The organism is Actinokineospora auranticolor (assembly GCF_002934265.1).
In the GTDB taxonomy this organism is placed as follows: domain Bacteria; phylum Actinomycetota; class Actinomycetes; order Mycobacteriales; family Pseudonocardiaceae; genus Actinokineospora; species Actinokineospora auranticolor.
Genome location: NZ_PTIX01000011.1, coordinates 1 through 15,316 on the forward strand (window position 1 = coordinate 1; position 15,316 = coordinate 15,316).

Below are 15,316 nucleotides of genomic sequence, written 5' to 3' on the forward strand. Positions count from 1 at the left end.
GCGATCGCCACCCGCTACGACAAGACCGCCCTGTCCTACCAAGCCATGATCGACCTCGCCGCCCTCACCCTCTGGCTTTGAGGACAGGGCCTAGGGAATCCCCAGCCAGCCCCACACCACGTTCCCAGTCAACCCGCGGGCGGGCGCCCACACTTACCACTGATCGCCGTCCCCCTCCGACGCACGCCAAGGGATCAGCTGACTTTCTCCAACGCCTGCGAACCGTTCGGGGACCCATCGGCGATGAACAGGTCCGGCACCGTGCCGCCGGGGCCCAGCCGCCCCTCCCCGGACACGGTCACCTCGATGGGGTCCAGCGCCCACCCCGGCACCACCTGACTCCCGGGCTCCCGCGCCCACCGCCCGGTGACCGAGGCGAGACCGAGGCGAGGAGGTGCGCGTCACGCCGCCGGGGACGCACGGTCGTGAAACCTCGGCCGACGGGGAATTGCGCGGCCGTCCGGGGCGTTGAGCAGGACAAAGTCCTGATCGTGGGAGGTATGTGGTGGCGCTGGACCCGGACGACCTGGTCGAGATCGACTCGGATGTCCCCGACCTGGCCGGGGTCGTGCTGCTGCACCACGTCGACGGCTTCATGGACGCGGGCTCCGCCGGGGCGACGGTGGCCGCCCACCTGCTGGAGACCCACGAGCACCGGGTCGTGGCCCGCTTCGACGTCGACGACCTCATCGACTACCGCGCCCGCCGCCCCGCGATGACCTACGACACCGACCGCTGGGTCGACTACGCCGCCCCCGAACTGGTCGTCCACCTCCTGCACGACGCGCTAGGCACGCCGTTCCTGCTGTTGGCCGGGCCCGAGCCGGACCGGGGTTGGGAGGCCGTCGCCGCGGCCGTGCGCGGACTCGTCGAGCGGTGGGGGGTGCGGCTGACCATCGGTTTCCACGGCATCCCGATGGGTGTGCCGCACACCAGGGAGCTGACGGTCATCTCGCACGCCACCCGGCCCGAGCTGGTCACCGACAAGTCCCCGTTCAGCCGGGTGCAGGTGCCGGGTCACCTGTCGGCGCTGCTGGAGTACCGCCTCGGACAGGCCGGCCACGACGCAATGGGCCTCGCCGCGTACGTACCGCACTACCTCGCCCAGAGCACCTACCCGGCCGCCGCCCTCAAGCTCCTCGACGCCCTGACCTCCGCCGCGGGCCTGGTCACCACGACCGACCCCCTGCGCGAAGCCGCCGCCCGCGCCAACGCCGAGATCGCCAGGCAAATCGCCGACTCCGACGAGATCACCGAACTGGTCCACGGCCTCGAACAACAGTACGACGCCTTCACCAGCAGCCCCGAAACCCTGCTCACCGACACCGAACAAGTCCCCAGCGCCGACGAACTGGGCGCCGCATTCGAACGCTTCCTGTCCGAACAACCCCGCGACAACTGAGCCGCCGCCGGTCGTGGCCCGGACTTCGACGCAGGCGAGGAACCAACCGAGACCGATCGACTTCCAGATCAGTCGGCTGGTGCAGCGGGCCTCGACCAAGCATCGGTAGGCGGCGTGCGCGTCTCCCGGGACGTCCTTTGATTCGGTGCCGGAGGACGCGAGTGTTCTGCAGCGGGCCGATGTGCATCGGGACGCTCTCGTCACCCCGGCGATGGCGTAAGCGCCTTCGCTATGCCGGTTCCTTGCCGACAACGGTGGTCAGGCGAACCCGGTGTTCCTGCGGACCGCGGCGATGAAGCCGGCCACCGGCGAGGCGGCCCGGGAGCGGGACCACCACGTGCAATGGCCGCTCGACCGTCGGTCCGCCTGTCGAGGCGGCCAGGCCAGGAATACCGCACGAAAGCCTTCCGGTTTCGAAGCAGAGGCGGCGTGCCGGAACCCCGGTTCGGCTGTGGCTTCGTTCCGGTCACCCGCCTGGGAACGACACCCGGGTGGTCGCGGCTGGCCGGTCGAGGTCACTGTGGTGCGCATGGCAGCGGTAGCTCGGTCCTCCGGGGACGAACACCTCACCGAAGGCGGTGGTTGCCTTGCCCGAGCGGTCCCAGCGGACGGACTTCCCCTGACGTGCGCCTCGAACTCGGGACAGCGCTCCACCGACGCCAGATCACCGGCCGCCGCTGAGGCCCGCGAGATCCACGAGTGTCCTGTATACGTCCAGACCGTCGTAGCTTCGCTGATCCCAGGTCGCGGCCGTGAACAATACGTGCCGCTGTCCGTTCCGCACGCGCGGGAGGAGCACTTCCAGATACGACACGACGACGTCTTTGATACGAGAGGGCGGCCACGCCTCAGCGAGAACCAGCATTTTCGGGATCGTGACATCACTATCCTCCACCATATGCGCACCAGTCGCGGGCAATCGCTGGTCAAGCAGGTCGATGCCGCCACGGAAAGCGACTCCGACCAAGGTGGCAGCGCTGAAGTCGTTACGTTCGAAACGGTTTCGACCGCCACGCCGGGCCGCGGTGAAGTTTACCTCGCTAATCCGCCCGGTAAATACACAGTCGACAAACTCGACCGACTCGCAAAGCCATTTCGACAACTTTGCGTCCCGGAAAGCGCAACGCTCGAACCGCGCCACGCCGGGCGACGGGGCACTGATGTGCGCCCCGTCGAACGTGCAGTCAACGTACTCGGTGACCTCGGTCCCCGACCCGAAGCATGCTCGACGGATCCTGCTCTTGTCGAACGCGCAGCGGTCGAACCGTGCCGACATCGCGTCGAAGTAGTCCAGTTCGAGCCCCACGAAGGACTCGTCGACGTGAACGCCTTCCAACTCCAAACGCCGCACTGACGACACGGTCCGACTCCTGTTCACCGTTGTGAGGCCATCATGTTCAGATTGTAGGCCACGTAGGCGGTGTCCTTATACGCACCACCCCTCTGGTAATGGGCCGTGACCTGCCCACGAGTGGTCAACTCGACGTGCGTGTTGTTCTGCTTGTCGAAGTAGTCCGGTCCACGAGACGCGTTGTACTCGAACCGTTTCGGGAAGAGTCTCGCCAAAATCTTTTCGGTGGCCCGGTGCACCGCTGTGCCCGCGAACATCCGGGTAAGCATCGGCTTCTCCCTCATGACCCTGATCTCGGCTTCCGACAGGTTTTCCTCGATCAGGGTCTCCATCGTGTTCTCCGTGAGCACCTGCTCCGTAGCCGAGCGCACGATGTCAGCGGACTCGAACTTCTTCGTGCCGACACCGATCGGAGCGGCGACAAAGACCGTGGCCGAGGCGATCTCGATCCCGATGTCGACGCAGTTCTCCTTGTAGGACTTGCACAGCTCCGAGTGCAGTTCCTCCCGCATCGCCTCCTGGATATGGGAGGGCGCACCGTTGTCGTAGTCCAGAAGTTCGTCATAGGACCTGCCGTCGGCTACCCGCTGCGCCACCTCGGCCTTGACGCGCTCCATGTCCTTCGCCCACGGGCGCGGTTTGGGCTTCGGGATCAAGGCTCGTTGGGTCGCGCGGTTCACCGCTGCCTGCCAACGGTCCCGCTGCGCGGGTTTCAGGTATGCCTTCGCCGCGGCGGCGGTGATCGGGCTCAAGCCGTTGGCTTCGTAGAGCACGTTGTCATAGCCGTAACGATCAGACGCGCATCCGCAGTCGGAGAAATCGCCACCGGGGTCGCTCAACGTAACGGGATTGCCGTTGCCGTAGGCATACCCGTTCATCTGCTGTGGATCGGTGACGTCCAGAACCGGGTCCACCGAGATGAACCGGCCGACCGCCGGGTCGTACTCACGCGCGCCGAGGTGGACCAGACCCGTACTGGCGTCGGTGGTGCCGTTCACGAACGAGCGTTCGCCGGGCCACACGCCGGGCGCGGCCCCACGACTGCCACCGAACGGGAGATACCGCTTGCGCTGGACATCCAGGGTGACCGCGTCGATCGCGAAGTGGCTCGTGCCGTGGTGGTCGGCGGAGAACCACGTGACACCGGCGGCGGTCCTCGCGCCGATGACACGATCGGCGAACGTGTAGTAGCGAGTCCCCGTGACAGTGCCCGCGGCTCGGTTGCACCGCAGCTCCGTGTCACCGAGGTACAGAGTCGTGTGGGTCGGGTCACGACGCAGCAGTCGCTCCCCCTCGGCGGTGTAGAGGAAGGTCGTGGTCTGCCCACCCGCGGTGTCCGAGGCGAGCGAGCCTTCGGCGTCCCAGGTCAGCGTGTGTCCCGGTTGGCCTGCCACATTCCTCGTGAGGGTGTCACCAGCGTCGTTGTAGGTGAACGCGTCGGTGGTCGTCGGCACACCGGGCTTGGTCGTGGTGACCCGGCTGAGACTGGTCGGCCTCGGCTGACCGGTCGCCGGATACGTGTATGTCCTGGTCGTGTCGCCGGCCGCGGCATGTTGCGTTTCGCCGGTCCTCTTACCGATCGCGTCGTAGGCGTAGGACTGCCAGTACGGAGCCGGACCACCGAGCCCGCCGACGGTCGGGTTGGTCGCGCAGTTGTCCGTCGAGGGAGTCCAAGCCTCGGTGATCCGCTGCTGGCTGTCGTGGCGGAAGCACTGGATGTCCGACGCGAGCCCGATCGGCAGGTCCGCGATCCGCTTGACGTTGCCCGCCTCGTCGTAGGAGAAGTAGAGATTTCCCTGGTTCAGCCCGGTCGCCTGGCGGTCGAGGCGCAACTGCGACAACCGCCGCGTTCCGCGCTCGTAGTAGAAGGTCTGGGTAACCTTCTTGCCTGTCGCCGCGGTCGAGGTGACCAGCTGGCCGAGTTCACCGACGTCGGTGTAGGTGGTCTGTTTGACGTAGCTGCTCGCTCCGGTGAGGGTGTCGGGCAGTCCCAGGGCGTTGTAGCCGATCGCGACGGTCTCACCGGGAAGTCCGCCGACCGCGGGGTAAGCGAGGCTTTCCAGACTTCCGTTGGGGCGGTACGCCGCAGTGGTCGAGTACGAGCCCGCAAGTGCACCTTCCGCCGCGGGGATGGTGACCGTGGTGCCGGTCGACCTGCCGCCGGTGTCGTAGCCGTTGATTGTCGTCGTATAGGCGTTCTGGTTGTCGAAGCGCGTACTCGACGCGGCCATGCCGATGCCGTTTGCCGCAGTGTCATATGTCCACGCCGCGCGCTTCGTGCCGATCAGCGAACCGTCGTAGACGGCCTTCTTCCTGGAAAGCTTGTCGTACTCGTAGGCGAGGGTGACGTTGCGCGCGTCCGTCGAACTGCTCAGGCGGCCGGCGTCGTCGAAGGTGTAATTAGTCGCCCCCTTCGCTGGGTCCTCTTCCCGGGTCTTGAAGCCCCGCAGGTCGTAGTAGTTTCGCCACACGCTGCCTGCGGGGTCGGTGACCGTGGCCAGTTCCGCCGCATGGGTGTAGGTGTAGGTCGTACTCTGGTACGTCCCCGTCGGAGCAGAGCCGAGGTAGTGCCGCAGCTCCGTGGTCTTGCCCCTGGCGTCGGTGATCGTCGTAGTGGGGGTGGCACCCACGGGCGGGTCCACGTGCACACGGTCGCCGCCGTAGGTCGACGTGGTCCGCCACTTCTCGGCGCCCATCTCTCGGAGGATCTCGGCTGTCTTTCGGCCGACCCCGTCGAACTCGGTCACCGTCTGGTTGGGGACATCGTTGTCATTGACCGGCGTGACCAGGGTGTAGTCCGGAGGAGCGCTGTTGTAGAACGGCCCATTGCTCTTGAAGGCCGAACCACGTGCGTCGTAGTGGACCTCACTGATGACTCGACCACCGGCGACACCAGGCGACGGCGCCTGAGTCTGGCGAGGCCTCAGGAGACCGTCGTAGAAGGCGTAGGTGTAGGTGTAGGTGCTGCCATCGACCCGTAGGGACTTGGTGGCGACGTAGTTGGCCGCACCGGTCTGCAGCACGTATTGGTACTCGATGCTGGCACTCAAGGTGATCGGCCTACCCGGCAACCACACCTTGGACAAACGACCGAGGGCGTCGTACTGCACATCGGTTCGACGCGCATTCGCGTCACTGACCGATACAGGGGTCCCCCAGGCGGGCTCGACACCGGTGGTGATGGCGTGGCCGAGCGGGTTGGTGATCACCGTCTGCGTCACCGGCCCGCCCGTGGCCGGGGTGAACGCCATGGTGCTGCGCTCGCCCGCCGCGTCCCATGACTCGACCGCACGGCCGTATTGGTCATGGGTCGCACGGTCGCTGACCACATAGGCGGGCGCGGATCCACCCCACGACTTCGCGACCTCTGTCTTCGTGATGTTCCCCTTTGTAGGGGGCGTGCCGTGCACGGTCGCACCGTCGTAGTAGGTACGCTTGTCGGAGACCAGGTCCGCGGGATACGAGGCGGTGCCGGTGCAGGCGACACCCAAGATCTCCTGGCGACTCGGGTAGGCGAGCAGCCACGCTGTGGAATTGACCGCGTAGGTCGTCTTCGTGCACAGGTCGTCGGTCGATGTGGCGACGTCCCCGAGGTCGGACACGGTCAGCGGCTGCCCGCTGGTCTCGTCAACGGTGGTGTCGACGCGGGTGTTGCGCCAGCCGCCCGCGTCGAGGGCAGTCCTGGTTCGGACACTGGTGTTGGTGACCAGATGTGCCGTCGTGGTGCCCCAAGGACGGACATTCGTGGCCTTGGCCGGGGAGATCCACGGATCGACCACCGTCGCGGAGATCACGGTGTTGTCGGTAGCCGACCTGTAGGTCACGGTCTCGCGGGTTGAGGCCGCGAGCACGTTCTTGTCCTCGATGGTGCCGCCCGCGCCGTCGGCGACCCAGATGTCGCGGCGCGTGCCGTTGGCGAGTTTGTCATCGTCCATCCCGCGCAGGTAGGTGGTGACCGTGCGGGTCTTGGTGACGGTGGAGTCACCGACGATGACGCCGACCTGGCCGTAGCCGCGCCACTGGGACCACGTTTTGCGCGAGGCGGGGACGAGGCCGTCCTCGTCGTCGTAGTGCCAGGCGGGGGTGTTGATGTACTCGTAGCTGGTGAGGACCGGGCGGCCGCCGGAGGTGTTGTCGGACTCGGTGACGCTGGTAACGACGTATTTGTGGAACCAGTCCAGCAGCTGGGGTTGGCCGTCGGGGGTCCAGTAAGTCGGGAAGCAGCGTTTGGTGTTGGAGTCCGGTGAGGTGGGCATGGCGCCGTTGCGGTTGCACTCGCGGTCGGAGTAGGTCACGGCGATCTGGCCGCCGGTCTCGTTGGCGATGGACGAGATGCGGTAGCGCACCAGCGGCGGCAGGGTGTCGATGCCGTCGACGCGGTTGCTGAGCGGGACCTCGTTGAAGTTGACCTCGGGCACGGTCGCGGTGCCGCCGACCAGGCCGGTGTGCTTGATCGACTCCAGCCACAGGGCCGCGCTGGTGCTGTCGCCCGGGTCGAGGTAGCGGTGGTCAAGCGTCCAGGAGTCGACGTCGCGGTAGGCGGTGCCGCCCCAGACCTGGGTGGTGATCTTGTTCAGCCGTTTCTGGGTCCAGAAGGTGGGTGAGACCTTGCCCGCGCAGGTGCCGCTCGCGCAGTTCTGGTCCCAGGGCACGTCCGGCCAGTTCGACGGCGTCGAGGACGTGCATGTGGCGCCCGCGGTGACGCAGCGGTCGGCGGCGGTGAACTGCACGCGCATCGGGGCCTGGGCGGTGGTGACCGCGTTGTTGGTGCCGTAGTCGATGCGGTCGAGCCAGCCACCGCGGTGGTAAGTGGCGCCGGCGGAGGCGAGGTTGCGGCCGTAGAGGTTGGACTCGGTCTGGTAGGTGTAAACGGTGGTATTGCCGTTGGGATCTACCACGTAGTCGAGGTTCCAGCGGTAAGCCTGCTGGCACCACGAGGTCGCGAACGACCCGGTGACGTAGCAGTCCTCACCGGAGTTGTTGCCGAACACCGGCACCGTCCACACCGAATTCGACGTCGCACGGGTGCCGAAGTGGTACTGGGTACCGTCGACGGTGGTGATGCGCCAGGATTCGCCGTTGTTGTCGCCGTTGCCGGAGGTGGTGGTCTTCTCCACGCGCGAGCCGTCGTCGTTCTTGAGCTTCCACACGCCGTCGGCGTCGTTGCGGATCAGCTCGCTGGCCTTGCCGCCCAACGTGACGTACGCGTTCTCGGTGCCCCAGCACAGGTCACCGGTCTTGGTCTGGCCGTTGTTGCCGCCGAGGTCATCGGCGCAGGCCTTGTACCGGCGTTCCACATGGCCGCCGACGGACAGCTCGAAGCCCTCACCGACCCACGACGGCTGGTTGTTGGTCGAAGCGGTGCGACCGTCCACGCTGCCCGACGAGTACGCCAGCGACACCTGCGGCGCGGCGCCACCCAGCGTCGGAGGTACCCGCATCGGGTACGACCAGGTGAACTCGCCCGAGGAGCCGCCCGCGTTCCAGGTGGACGACGGAGCGAGCGCGCTGGCGCCGAAGTCGCCACCACCGCCGGAGGGGCCGGCTACGAGAGCGTACATGCGGCCATCGGCGACGCCGTCCGTGGCGATCGTCCCGGCCTTGGTGTCGTTGGTCGAGGCGACCTCCGTCGGCGCGCACTCCTGCTTGTCCGGAGTGGACAGAGCGCACTCGGGCAGGCGCGCGAGCCGTAGCCGCGACGCCCAGTCACCGCCGAAAGCCGAGCGGAACCGGCCGTAGTCGACCGACACCCGCACGCCCGGCTTGGTCTGACCGCCATCCACCCGGAAAGCCAATGAGCCGGGCGACTTCGTCTCCACGGAGCGAACCCGAACCTTGCCCGGTGCGGCAAGGCCCGCCTTGGCCGCCTGTGGCCTGCTCACCGAGAGCGGCGATTGGGCCGCCTTGACCAAGCCGGTAGTGGCGCCGAGGTCGACCTCGGTATCAACCCCATTGGGCCATGCCACCGCCGGTGTGGCGCCCAAGGCGTGCTTGGGGGCGGGGTCGGTTTTGATCGGGGCGTCGGCCAGGCGCACCGGTACCGAGAGTTCCCGCTGCGGGGCGGGGAGCGCGATCTCGCGGTCTCGCTCCGGCGCGGCGGCGGCGACCGATTCCGGCATCGCACCCGCGGCCAGGGCGGCGATCGCCGCGACCGCCGTCAGGCGTAGAGACAGTTTCCATTGAGCTGCGGGCATGGCTGATCTCCCCGAGTGCCGGATGTGGCCGTGCGGACGGAAGCGGTGTGGGTCAGAAGTACCGGGTGCGGGTGGAGTCGAGTCCGTTGTCGCCGCTGTTCCACTTCTCCAGCGGTGCTCCGTACGCCGATCCGGTGGAGTAGTTCAACCACAGCGCGGTGCGCCGGTTGGCGTACTGGTAGGCGAAGCCGATGTCGCCGTCCCCGTCGCCGTCGACGTCACCCGCGAACGGCGTCATGTTCGTCCACTCGGCGTTGCCCGGCGGATTGTTCCACCAGACGGTGGGAGCCAGCGCTCCGGTCGCGGTCGACTTGAACGTGAACACGCTGAAGGTGGCGTTGTAGTAGTTGTAGAACGCCACGAGGTCGTCCTTGCCGTCACCGTTGGCGTCGGTGACCACGTACTTGCCCCGGCCCATACTCCAGTTGTTGACACCGCTGTCCCAGGCCATGACGCCGCCGCCGAACGCGGTCCCGGTCGAGTACTGGTACCACAACCTGGTCTGCGCGTTGCCGTAGTCGTAGGTGCAGCCGACGTCGTCCTTGCCGTCACCGTTGAAGTCGCCGGAGATCACCGACAGGTTGGCCCACTCCGCCGAGCCCGGCGGGGTGTTCCACCACGTGGTGGGTGCCTGCGCTCCGGTCGCGGTGCTGAGGAGGGTGAAGATGGAGAAGGTGGCGTTGAAGTAGTTGTAGAACGCGATGACATCGTCCTTGCCGTCGCCGTTGACATCGCCGATGGTGGCCTTGACCCGGTTGAGGTCCCATCCGTTGGGACCGCTGTCCCAGGCCGGAGCCGAGGGCGCGGTGTAGCCGAGACCGTTGCCGTAGAACACCCACAACGTCACCCGGTAGCCGCCGTCGTCACGCAGTACCAGCAGGTCGCTACGGCCGTCGCCGTTCGCATCGCCCTCCAGGACCTTGGTTCGGTCGGGCAGGAACGCCGTGTTCGGGCCGCTGTACCAACTCTGCGTCATCGGGTAGAGGCCGGTGCCGGAGGAGGTGAAGCTCAGGAAGTCGGACTCGTCGCTGTCGAGCTGGCGCATCGCGGCCACGTCGGCCAGACCGTCACCGTTGACGTCGTGCTTGACGTGCGAGGTCGACGCGGGCTCGTCGGGGTAGAACGGATACGCCCGGTAGGTGTCGGACCTGTTGCCCGCCTTGTCGATGCTGTAGACGTACAGCGTCAACAACGTGCTCGACGGCGCGACCACCGGCACCGTCGCTGGGCGTCCGGTCCCGGGGCCTGCGGCAACGAAGTACGTCGTGTTCTCCGTTAGCCCATAGCGGTAGCCGTAGACGTCCGGGTCTGCCGAGGTGAAGGTGAACTCGCCCCGCGACCCGGCCGCGATGCCCAGGTCGTTCTCGGGGAACGACGACGAACTCACCCCCGGAACCGCGGTGGGTCTGGTGGTGTCGTAGCCGAACTCGCAGTACCCGCTCCACGGGCCGGACACCCGGCTGTCCGCCCCGCGGACGCGCCACTTGTACGCGACTCCGTCCGCCAAGCTCGAGGTCGGGATCACTGCGGAGAACCGGGTTCCCGAGGCCAGAGCCGGCGTCGTGTAACCGCCCACCGCGGTGCCGTCGAGCTTGGCCCACTCGAACTGCAACTGCACGTTCGCGCTGTCGGGATCGGTGCCCGTGGCGAACAACGTGGGCGAGGTGTTCGTGACCGGCCGGTTGACGCCCGAGGCGCACGGCAGGTTGATGTCGGCGTAGAGCGCCGAGGGCGTGTCCGGGGTCGAGTTGTACTCGATCACCAGCTTCGGGTCGGAGCTGAACTTCTTCCACGACTGCGTGTCGTTGGCGTTTTCGCGGTCCACCGGTGCCTGCAGCGACAGCACGGTGTTCGCGTAGTTGTTCGCCGCCGCCTCCACGACCGCGGACTTCGCGTCGAACTCCACGATCCCCGGGGCGCAATCCCCGGTCCCACCGGACTTCTTCGCCGCGGTCACCGAGGTGATGTAGCGCCGCCACGGCTGGTTGTTCCACGTCGTGCCCGGGCCGATGTCGCCACCGGCCCACAACTGCGTCTCGGTCTTCGCGCACGACCAGCTGTGGTACATGTTCGCGCGGAAGGTCGCGCTGATGATGTCCTTGCCGTTGACCGCGCTCGTTCCCATCCGGAAGTACGCCCGCTGCGTCGTGCCGTCGGTCGACTCGTAGCCCGAGTTCGTTCCCACCTCACGCCCGGACGACCAGTACGACTGGTTGGGGAACTTCCTGTTCACATACGTCCACGCCCACGTGTCCGCGGTGAACCACGGGTCGATCGACACCGGGTACACCGTGTCCGGCGCCGAGAGCAGCTCCGCGTCCGGCACGACCGCGAGCTCGGCGCGGTCGAGCCGCACCGGCATCGCCGCTTCCTTGCGCGAGGGCCCGTCCTCCTGCGAGACCTGAGCCCTCCGAGCTGCGGGCTGGGCGTCGCTCGAGTCCCACATCACCGGTGTACCGGCCGCGAACACGACCGCACCCGAGTCGTCCACAGCCGACACCGCGCCCGAGCCGCCCTCCTGGCGCAGTCGCAGACCGGAAACGCTGTAGCGGTACCGAAGCTCCGCCAACTCCGGGTTCGCCGCCGCTTCACGGTCCTTCACCACGACCAGCAACCGCGCACCGCCGGCCTCCGCGCGCAGCTGCAGGTCCACGCCCTTCAACACCTCGGGATAGGTCGCCGTGTCACCGGAGAGCACCGGCGCCGGGAGCACACCCGGCCACGACAGGGCCATCCGCTTGCCGTTGCGACTGAACGCCATCAACGGCGATGAGCCACCGGGCGAAAAGCTCACGTCGACCGCGGTAGCGCCCGCGACGACCCGACCACCGTCGAGCCGCAGAGACGTGTCGATGTCGACCCACGCCCCGTTCTTCCTGGTCCGCACTGGCTTCCCGGTCTGCTCGAGTGTCAACGACCCCGAGGGGTTGACGAATACCTGCGCCGACTCCGAACGCTGGTCGAGAACCTCGACCCGCCGACCCGACACCCGCGCGGCCACCCGCGCGGCCGATTCCGTCGCAGCCTCGGTGACCGCTACCACCGGTTGCGAAGATCGCTGCGCGGCGGCGGGAACTACCGGCAGCACGACCACCGCGGTGCTGAGTGCGCACGCGAGCACGCCAAGTCGTCCGAACACGGATACCCCATCCATTCACCACGCGCGCTCCCCAGAAGCGCGACCCCAGTCGACGCACACGGGACTATGCAGCCTGGAGAGATCGACAACAAGAGGCAATCAACCCCACGGGCTCAACAAAACACCTGATCATGACACCAGCTAGCGAGAAAACGACCAACGAGAAATTCGCTCTGCCCGTGAGGCGGACACCGACGCATCATCAACAAGGGACACCACCTGGAGACCCTTCCCCTGCGCTCTCCCACGCGCGGGGATGCCCCCACCGCCGGACGGCGGACGGCACCTCGCCAATCACGTCCCTGTGAGGGACAGAACACAGTGGTGACCGCACCACCCGCCACTAAGGAACAGACTGCACAACGCCAGAGGTTCGGGACGCAACACGAGCGGCGCCGCCTCCAATCACGAACGAGCACCTGATGGTCGAACTGGGTCCGGCATGGACACGACCGAGAACTCGGAGCCGGCGACTGGCCCGACGGTCTGGGCGAGCAACTCGTCGCGCAATTGCCGAGCCGCGCCAGGGCGCATGAGGAATACCCCGCCGTCCTGAGCGCCTCGGGCGCGGCAGGGCTGGTGGCCGCGAACCGGTCATGGCCGTATTGGATGGGTTGGGCGAGATTCCCACGGCACTGATGCCCTCGGCGCTCGCCGCGATCGACGCGGCGAGCGAGGGCCTGTAGGTCGTGCTGACCTGCCGAAGCGCGGAGTACGAGAAGCTGAACACCGAACACGCGCCGCCGAACCGAGCTGCCGTGGTGGAGATCAAGACGATCGAGCCCCACGACACCGGGTTCTACCTGCACGACAACAAGGCCGAAGGCGAGCTAACCCTGGCTCCCGGTCGTCAGCCGCATGCACGCCGACGACGGCAAGAACCCCGCCGGGGCCCTGTCGATACCGCTGATCAGGGCGCTGATGCGGTGAAGCGTCGAGTGCTCGTAGAGCTCCTCCCAGCGGTCTATGCCAGGACCGAGGCGGGCTGGCGCGCATACCCGGCCGAGAAGGCCGACCGGTTGGAACGCCCGTTGTATTCCCGTTGAGGTTCCCCCGGTAGCTCGGAGACTTTCAAGCATGGTCCGATAGGATCTGAAGGGAGTCGTCCGTGGCAGCACCGAAGAAGTACCCCGATGAGCTGAGGGCTCGTGCGGTCCGGCTGTATCGGGAGTCGGATCCCAAGCCGGTAGTCCGGCGGCTGGCCGAGCAGCTCGGGGTGCGTCTCGAAGCACTGCGTAACTGCTCCGGCAGGACGAGGCCGACTGCGGCGAGCGTGACGGCCGGTCCACGGCCAGTGAGTCCGACGAGCTGCGAGGGCTTCGGCGGGAGAACGCGGAACTCGACCCGGCGACGGTCGTGACGCTCGTGTCACAGCTTCGCGGCCGCTTCGGGGTCGAGCCCATCCTCCGGGTCCTCGGTATCGCCTCCTCCACCTACTACGGCTGGGTCCAGCGCCAGGCGGACCCGTCACCGCGGCAGCGTCAGGATGAGGAGCTGGTGGCCGAGATCGTGGACATCTACACCACCTCAGGCGGCACCCTACGACAGCCCGCGGGTGTACGCGACCCTGCGCCGCCACGGGACCGGGGTGTCGCGCAAACGGGTCGAACGGCTGATGCGCGGCCATGAGTCGCAGGGCGCGTTCCTGCGCAAGAAGTGGCGAACACCCTCGACCCGGCGTGATCCACGAGCCACACCGGCGCCGGATCTGGTCAACCGGGACTTCACCGCCCCGGCCCCGGGACCGGCTGTGGGTCGCCGACGCCACCCGCATCCCCACCGGCGAGGGCGTGTTCTGACCGGCCGCGGTCCGGGACGCGTTCTCCAACCGGACCGTGGGCTGGAAGACCAGCGACGGCCGCGACACCACCCTCGTGCTCGGCGCCCTAGAGTACGCGATCCGGTCCCGGGATGTCCGTAAAGGCGAGTTGATCCACCACAGCGACCGCGGCTCGACCACCTACACCTCGATCCGCTTCGCGCAACGCCTGGCGAACAACGGGATCCCGCCGTCGATGGGGTCGGTCGGCGACTCCCACGACAACGCGCCGATGGAGAACTTCTTCTCCACACCGAAGATCGAACTCGCATACCGCAAACTCCTGGCGCACCCGCGACGAGGCCGACCACGCGATCTTCAGCTACATCGACGCCAGGCACAACACCCAGCGCATCCAGAAAGAGCTCGGCCGGCTCAGCCCCGACGAGTACGAGACCGCCCGGTACGCCGACCAACTCGAGCCATCCATCATCCCGGCATCCCCAACCGAAGCCAGGCAACCACCCCTCTGAGTTTATCGGGGAACCTCATTGGTGGGTCTCGTCGTAACGTGGGTGCCGGCGCTCGATGCCTGATCGGTGACCACGACGCGGCGAACGAACGGCATGGGGAATGAGCAGCATTTTCAGCGTGTTCCTCGGCTTGGACGTCGGTAAGGACAACCACCACGCGGACGGCAACCGCTGCACGACGCCCCGCTGCCCAACACCGAACCCAAACTAGAAGCCCTGTTAGAAGCTCGCCGCTCACACAACACTGCTGGTGGTGGTCGACCAGCCCGCCACGATCGGGCGTTGCCGGTAGCGGTCGCCCGCGCCGCCGGTCACCGGGTGGCTTACCTGCCCGGCCTGGCGATGCGCCGTATCGCCGACCTCTACCCGGGCCGGGCCAAGACCGATGCCCGGGACGCGTTCGTTATCGCCGACGCGGCCCGTTGCCTGCCGCACACGCTGCGCCCGGTGGATGTCGGTGACGAGGCGCTGGCCGAGCTGGAGGTGCTGGTCGGGTTCTACGACGACCTGGCCGACGAAGCCACCCGCATCTCCAATCGGATCCGCGGGCTGCTCACCGGGATCCACCCCGCTCTCGAACACGCCATCGGCCCGCAGATCAGCCACCCGGCCGTCCTGGAGGCACTCTCGCGTTGCGGCGGACCGGCCAGCATCGCCAAGGCTGGCCGCCACAAACTCGCCGCCATCGCGAAAGTCCACGCGCCCCGCCTCGGCGACAAGCTGGTCGAGGCGATCATGACCGCCCTCGGCGAGCAGACGGTCACCGTCCCGGGCACCGCCGCCGCCGACACCGTCCTGCCGCGCCTGGCGGACAGCCTGAAAACCATTCTCCAGCAACGGAAACAGGGTGCCGAGCAGGTTGAGAGGATACTTGATGCACACCCTCTTGCCGGGGTCCTGACCTCGATGCCCGGCATCGGTGTCAAGACCGCCGCCCA

9 protein-coding genes and 1 pseudogene are annotated in these 15,316 nt (G+C 67.3%); 6 read left to right on the forward strand and 4 right to left on the reverse strand.

Going from position 1 to position 15,316, the window contains the following annotated elements:
* Positions 1-194: 194 nt before the first annotated feature.
* Positions 195-332 (reverse strand): hypothetical protein, encoded by a 138-nt coding sequence (locus CLV40_RS38130; protein WP_181043614.1) that lies wholly within the window; start codon positions 330-332, stop codon positions 195-197.
* 173 nt (positions 333-505) lie between these two features.
* Between CLV40_RS38130 and CLV40_RS20255 the strand changes: the two genes are divergently transcribed.
* Positions 506-1,402, forward strand: a complete 897-nt coding sequence (locus CLV40_RS20255; RefSeq protein WP_104480545.1) for a PAC2 family protein — start codon at positions 506-508, stop codon at positions 1,400-1,402.
* A 664-nt stretch (positions 1,403-2,066) separates the two neighbouring features.
* On the opposite strand, the gene CLV40_RS20260 is transcribed toward CLV40_RS20255, so the two are convergent.
* The 3 genes from CLV40_RS20260 to CLV40_RS20270 are packed head-to-tail and all read right to left on the reverse strand — an operon-like array spanning position 2,067 to position 12,086.
* Positions 2,067-2,753, reverse strand: coding sequence for a hypothetical protein (locus tag CLV40_RS20260; protein WP_104480546.1), 687 nt, complete (start codon positions 2,751-2,753; stop codon positions 2,067-2,069).
* A 23-nt stretch (positions 2,754-2,776) separates the two neighbouring features.
* Positions 2,777-8,947: an RHS repeat domain-containing protein gene (locus tag CLV40_RS20265; RefSeq protein WP_146108122.1), complete on the reverse strand. Its 6,171-nt coding sequence runs from the start codon at positions 8,945-8,947 to the stop codon at positions 2,777-2,779.
* Positions 8,948-8,999: 52 nt separating this feature from the next.
* Positions 9,000-12,086: an FG-GAP-like repeat-containing protein gene (locus CLV40_RS20270; RefSeq protein WP_181043615.1), complete on the reverse strand. Its 3,087-nt coding sequence runs from the start codon at positions 12,084-12,086 to the stop codon at positions 9,000-9,002.
* Positions 12,087-12,775: 689 nt separating this feature from the next.
* On the opposite strand from CLV40_RS20270, the gene CLV40_RS37305 reads away from it, so the two are divergent.
* The 5 genes and pseudogenes from CLV40_RS37305 to CLV40_RS39670 form a co-directional block, all read left to right on the forward strand.
* Positions 12,776-13,132 (forward strand): hypothetical protein, encoded by a 357-nt coding sequence (locus CLV40_RS37305; RefSeq protein ID WP_146108123.1) that lies wholly within the window; start codon positions 12,776-12,778, stop codon positions 13,130-13,132.
* Positions 13,133-13,194: 62 nt separating this feature from the next.
* Positions 13,195-13,446, forward strand: a complete 252-nt coding sequence (locus tag CLV40_RS40810; RefSeq protein ID WP_146108124.1) for a transposase — start codon at positions 13,195-13,197, stop codon at positions 13,444-13,446.
* A 126-nt stretch (positions 13,447-13,572) separates the two neighbouring features.
* On the forward strand, positions 13,573-14,007 hold the full coding sequence (locus CLV40_RS40815; RefSeq protein ID WP_146108125.1) for an IS3 family transposase: 435 nt from the start codon (positions 13,573-13,575) through the stop codon (positions 14,005-14,007).
* On the forward strand, positions 13,922-14,482 hold the full coding sequence (locus tag CLV40_RS41005; RefSeq protein WP_104480550.1) for a DDE-type integrase/transposase/recombinase: 561 nt from the start codon (positions 13,922-13,924) through the stop codon (positions 14,480-14,482). Before CLV40_RS40815 ends, CLV40_RS41005 begins: the two co-directional genes overlap by 86 nt.
* A gap of 112 nt (positions 14,483-14,594) precedes the next feature.
* A pseudogene (locus CLV40_RS39670) lies at positions 14,595-14,888 on the forward strand (IS110 family transposase); the annotation flags it as partial.
* Positions 14,889-15,316: the final 428 nt, after the last annotated feature.

Excerpts from the sequence above, each read along its gene's own strand:
- CLV40_RS20265 (WP_146108122.1), bottom strand. The coding sequence starts at position 8,947 with ATGCCCGCAGCTCAATGGAAACTGTCTCTACGCCTGACGGCGGTCGCG.
- CLV40_RS40815 (WP_146108125.1), top strand. The coding sequence starts at position 13,573 with ATGAGGAGCTGGTGGCCGAGATCGTGGACATCTACACCACCTCAGGCG.